This window comes from Lacrimispora amygdalina (assembly GCF_900205965.1).
Taxonomy (GTDB): Bacteria; Bacillota; Clostridia; order Lachnospirales; family Lachnospiraceae; genus Lacrimispora; species Lacrimispora amygdalina_A.
The window spans coordinates 1-820 of record NZ_OAOF01000079.1; the positions used below are offsets into that span (position 1 = coordinate 1).

1 protein-coding gene is annotated in these 820 nt (G+C 41.1%); it reads right to left on the reverse strand.

From position 1 onward, the window contains the following. A partial coding sequence (locus CRO04_RS25755; RefSeq protein ID WP_242974662.1) for an IS110 family transposase occupies window positions 1-820 on the reverse strand: 820 nt, incomplete at both ends.

Below are 820 nucleotides of genomic sequence, written 5' to 3' on the forward strand. Positions count from 1 at the left end.
AGCTTACTGGCTACCGACGTCCCTATACCAGGCATACTGGTCAGTTTATAATCAAAACTAAGCAGGATCTTCTCGATTTCCTGATCAAGCCCTGCTAATTCTTCTTTTTGATGTTCCAAATCCCTTACTAAACTCGTTGTGATAAAATCTCTGGATTCCTGATATTCCCGAAAGGTATTTCCATCATTCTGAACGCAATCCAGAATCAACTCCGCTTTATCTTTCTGGGCAATACGGGATATTTCCTTAAATTCGATTGTTAGTTCTTCTGCTGTCTTTGCCTGCAAATGAACAGGGGATGGGTAGGTCTTCCAAAAGTACATGGCACATTTCCCATCTATCTCGCTGAAGAATTTACTGTAACTGGGATATGCCATGGATATTTGTTCATGAAGTCCGTTCTTAAACCGGATTCCGTCTTTTACCAGTAAATCTCTCCGATTTACCAGTTGTGACAACGTCCATTCATTATCTTTTGGCTTTGCGTCCGGCAAAGTATGCAACTGGTTAATAAGAACCGTTGCAACACAATACGCATCATGCTCATCATTTTTACGGAGCATAGGTGCACTTTTTCTCTGGTCATAAGCCAGGGCAGGATTAATGTCTTTTACAATGTAACCCTTTTCAATCAGCCAGACAGCTAAACTTCTGCCGTAGCCGTATGCATTCTCCAATCCATAAATGGGTTCAAGCCCAAAATGATTGGATTTTCTGTTTACCTTTTCTGCCAGCTTTTTAAATTCACTGGGCTTGTTTTCAATGACGACTACCTCTAACTTTTCATTCCAGCAGTTCACCATCACTGCGGTATGACTTT